This window comes from Scytonema sp. PCC 10023 (assembly GCF_963920835.1).
Lineage (GTDB): Bacteria > Cyanobacteriota > Cyanobacteriia > Cyanobacteriales > Nostocaceae > Kalymmatonema.
In genome coordinates this window covers 1-241 of sequence record NZ_CAWUDP010000411.1, presented here as the reverse complement: position 1 = coordinate 241, position 241 = coordinate 1, and the positions used below count along the sequence as shown (strand labels likewise).

The window sequence follows — 241 nt, the reverse complement described above, 5'->3', positions numbered from 1 at the left end:
GGCCAGCACTTGCGCCAACTTGTCGGTCGTGACGGTCATGCTCATAGCTGGACACCACCTGCGCCGATCATGCGGGCATAGAAAAGCAGCTGCGTGCCGTAGGTCGTGGCGTTCCAGAATCCACCGTCATCAAGGGTCACCGCGCCGGCGTCATAGCTGGCGCTGACCTTGTCGACCGACTTGGCCGTCACCGGACCCGTCACAGCCCCCGGCGCGCCGCCGGCCGTGGCGGTCTTCTGAC

At 66.0% G+C, this 241-nt stretch carries 1 protein-coding gene; it reads right to left on the bottom strand.

Annotated features, from left to right (window positions below):
• Window positions 1-41 precede the first annotated feature (41 nt).
• On the bottom strand, window positions 42-241 hold a 200-nt coding region (locus ACM0OZ_RS49395; protein ID WP_414590245.1), incomplete at its 5' end, for a DUF4054 domain-containing protein.